Origin of the sequence: Falsiroseomonas oryzae (assembly GCF_027856955.1) — a bacterium.
In the GTDB taxonomy this organism is placed as follows: domain Bacteria; phylum Pseudomonadota; class Alphaproteobacteria; order Acetobacterales; family Acetobacteraceae; genus Falsiroseomonas; species Falsiroseomonas oryzae.
This window is the reverse complement of sequence record NZ_JAPSMD010000496.1, coordinates 1-3527: the sequence shown is the minus strand read 5'-3', so window position 1 is coordinate 3527 and position 3527 is coordinate 1. Positions and strand designations below refer to the sequence as shown.

Here is a 3527-nt window from a genome sequence, read left to right as displayed (position 1 = left end):
CGGGCGGGCAGCCACCGCGATGCCCGCGCCCGCGCCGCCGCGGCGCCGTTTCCGCGCCAGCCTGCCTGCCATGCGGGCAAGGCCCGTCGCCGCCTGGCCTCGCCGCCGGCGGGATGCGGCCCCTTCGGCGCCGGCACGGTTGTTGCACAGACGGTTCCACCCCCGGGAGCACCGGCATGGCCGTCATCGACGCCCGCCCTGGTCCGATCGCCTGCGATACCGGCCGCGCCGCGCTGCTGGTCATCGACATGCAGCGCGACTTCCTGGAACCCGGTGGCTTCGGCGCCGCGCTCGGCAACGACGTCTCCCGCCTCGCGCGGGTCGTCGCACCATGCCGCGCGCTGCTCGATGCGGCGCGCGCGGCGGGGCTTGCCGTGATCCACACGCGCGAAGGCCATCGCCCCGACCTCTCCGACGCGCCGCGCGCGAAGGTGGAGCGCAGCCCGCCGGGCCTGCGCATCGGCGACCCTGGCCCGATGGGCCGCATCCTCATCCGCGGCGAGCCCGGCCACGAGATCGTGCCCGACCTCGCGCCGCTGCCCGGCGAGCCGGTGATCGACAAGCCCGGGAAGGGTGCCTTCTACCAGACCGACCTCGAGCTCATGCTGCGCAACCGCGGCGTGGAGACGCTTCTGGTCGCGGGCGTCACCACCGAGGTCTGCGTCCACACCACCGTCCGGGAAGCCAACGACCGCGGCCTGCGCTGCATCGTGGTGGGCGATTGCTGCGGCTCCTACTTCCCCGAATTCCACGCCGCGGCGCTGGCCATGGTCAGTGCCCAGGGCGGCATCTTCGGCTGGGTCAGCGACGTCGCCGCGGTGCGCCGCGCCCTGCTGCCATCCGCCACGCCCAGGACGGGAGACGGGACATGACGACCCACGCGGACAGCGCGCCGGCAGCGGCGCGCCCGGGCACGGCGCCCGCGCTCTGGACGCCCGGGGACTGGAACGCCTTCTTCGGCTTCGGCACCAACATCCTGGTCAACCTGATCGTCCTGACCGGGCTGCTGCGCTTCGTGCTGCAGATGCCGAACGAGCTGGTCTTCGGCCGCATCCTGCCGGCGACCGGCCTGATGCTGTTCCTCAGCACCGGCTATTACGCCTGGCTCGCCTGGAAGCTGGCGAAGCAGACCGGCCGCAGCGACGTCTGCGCCCTGCCCTCCGGCGTCAGCGTGCCGCACATGTTCATCGTCACCTTCGTCATCATGCTGCCCATCCTCTCCCGCACCGGCGACCCGGTGAAGGCGTGGGAGGCGGGGCTGACCTGGGTGTTCATCCAGAGCCTGATCCTGATGGCGGGCGGCTTCATCGCGCCGCTGATCCGCCGCATCACGCCGCGCGCCGCGCTGCTCGGTACGCTGGCCGGCGTCTCCATCACCTTCATCTCGATGCGCCCGGCCGCCGAGATCTACATGACGCCGGTGATCGGCGTGCTGTGCTTCGCGGTGATCCTGCTGGGCTGGTTCGGCGGCGTGCGCTACTGGCGCGGTCTGCCGGCGGGGCTGGTCGCCATCGCGCTCGGCGTCGTCGTTGCCTGGGGCTCATCCCTGCTCGGCCTCGGCATCGGCGGCATGTCGCTGGAACGGCTGGGCGCCGCCTTCTCGCATATCGGCTTCTCGGTGCCGATCCCCGCGGTCGGGCATGTCTTCGGCGGTTTCGAGTTCATCGGGATCATCCTGGTCACCGCGATCCCCTTCGGCATCTACGACCTGGTCGAAGCGATGGACAATGTCGAGAGCGCGGAGGCGGCGGGCGACGCCTATCCCACCACGCGGGTGCTGACGGCCGACGGCGCGGTCAGCCTGGTCGGCTGCATGATGGGCAACCCCTTCATCAACGCCGTCTACATCGGCCACCCCGGCTGGAAGTCGATGGGCGGGCGGATCGGGTATTCGGCGGCGACCGGCGTGGTCGTGCTGGCGCTGACCTGGCTTGGCATCGTCTCCGTGCTGCTGGACCTGATCCCCGTGGTCGCGATCGCGCCGATCCTGCTCTACATCGGCATGCTGATCGGCGCGCAGGCCTTCCAGGAAAGCCCGAGGAACCACGCGCCCGCCATCGCGCTGGCCTTCGCGCCGCACCTGGCGGCCTGGGCGAAGACGCTGATCGACGGCGCGCTGACCGCGGCCGGCACCAGCGCCGCGGCGGTCGGCTTCGACAAGCTGGCGGCGGTGGGCGTGCTCTATCCGGGCCTCGCCAAGCTCGGCGAGGGCGCGATCCTCACCGGCCTCGTGCTGCCCGCGATCGCGGTCTTCATCATCGAGCGCGAGTTCACGAAGGCGGCCGGCTTCGCGCTCGCCGGCGCCGTGCTCACCTTCTTCGGCTTCATGCATGGCGAGGCTGTCGGCTTCGCCGTCACGCCGGGCATCGCCCTGGCCTATGCGCTGGTCGCGGCCGGGCTCTATGCCGCCGCCAGGATCGACGCGCCGGCATCGCGACCGGCCGTCGCGATGCGGCCCTCCGCTGCGGAGTAGGCGCGACCGCGCCGGGGCCCCTTTGACACCGCGCGCGCGGACTGCGTAGCGTCCTATCCCTGGCCGCGAATGGCCGGGGGACCGGGCCGGCACTTCCCACCGGGTGCGCGGCCTGCGCGATCGGGGCAGGCAGGTATGGCACGAGCGGATCGCTTCGTCGGCCGTGTGGGGCTGGTCACCGGCGCCGCCTCCGGCCTCGGCCGCGATGTCGCCCTGGGGCTGGCGCAAGAAGGCGCGCGCCTGCTCCTGCTCGATCGCGACGGCGCCGCCCTGGCCGAGGTCGCGCGGCAATGCCCGGGCGCCGAGGCGAGAGTGGCCGACGTCTCCGATGCCGCCGCAATGCAGGACGCGGCCGCGCGGCTGGATCGGATCGGTCCGCCGACGCTGCTGGTGACTGCCGCGGGCATCCTCGGCCCCACCGTGCCGCTGCCCGAGGTGGCGGAGGCCGACTGGGACCGGCTTTTCGCCGTCAACGTGAAGGGCACCTGGCTCGCGCTGAAGCACGTCGTGCCGCGGATGGAGGCGGCGGGCGGCGGCGCGGTTGTCACCTTCGCCTCCGGCGCCGGCCTCGCCGGCAACGCCGTCTTCCCCGCCTATTCCGCCAGCAAGGGCGCGGTGGTCCTGATGACGCGGAGCCTCGCGACCGGCCATGCCGCGAAAGGCATCCGCGCCAATGCCGTCTGCCCCGGCCCGATCGATACGCCGATGCTGCGCGACAGCTTCGCCCAGGCCGGCGACGGCGCCGCAGCGCGCGAGGAGTACACGCGCGCGCGCAATCCGATGGGTCGCTTCGGCACGCCCGCCGAGGTCGCGGCCGCCGTGCTGTTCCTGCTGAGCGACGAGGCGTCGTACCTCAACGGCGTCGCGCTGCCGGTCGATGGTGGCCGGCTTGCCTGACCTTGCCGGCCGCGTCGCGATCGTCACCGGCGCGGCGCGCGGCATCGGCGCCGCCACCGCCGCGCGCCTCCTGGCCGATGGCGCGCGCGTGCTGCTGGTGGATCGCGAGGCGGCGGTGGAGGCGACGGCGGCCAGGCTCGGCGGGGTTGCGCTGGTC

Annotated in this window: 4 protein-coding genes; all 4 read left to right on the top strand. The window is 73.1% G+C overall.

Annotation, left to right across the window (positions count from 1 at the left end; genetic code table 11):
• The first annotated feature begins 176 nt into the window (after window positions 1-176).
• Window positions 177-872 (top strand): cysteine hydrolase family protein, encoded by a 696-nt coding sequence (locus OZN99_RS27690; RefSeq protein WP_270938449.1) that lies wholly within the window; start codon window positions 177-179, stop codon window positions 870-872.
• Complete coding sequence (locus OZN99_RS27685) at window positions 869-2473, top strand: hypothetical protein (RefSeq protein ID WP_270938448.1); 1605 nt, start codon at window positions 869-871, stop codon at window positions 2471-2473. Before OZN99_RS27690 ends, OZN99_RS27685 begins: the two co-directional genes overlap by 4 nt.
• A 135-nt stretch (window positions 2474-2608) precedes the next feature.
• Window positions 2609-3370, top strand: coding sequence for an SDR family NAD(P)-dependent oxidoreductase (locus OZN99_RS27680; protein WP_270938447.1), 762 nt, complete (start codon window positions 2609-2611; stop codon window positions 3368-3370).
• Window positions 3351-3527 (top strand): SDR family NAD(P)-dependent oxidoreductase (locus OZN99_RS27675; RefSeq protein WP_270938450.1); only part of this gene is annotated, 177 nt, incomplete at its 3' end. The genes OZN99_RS27680 and OZN99_RS27675, both read left to right, overlap by 20 nt.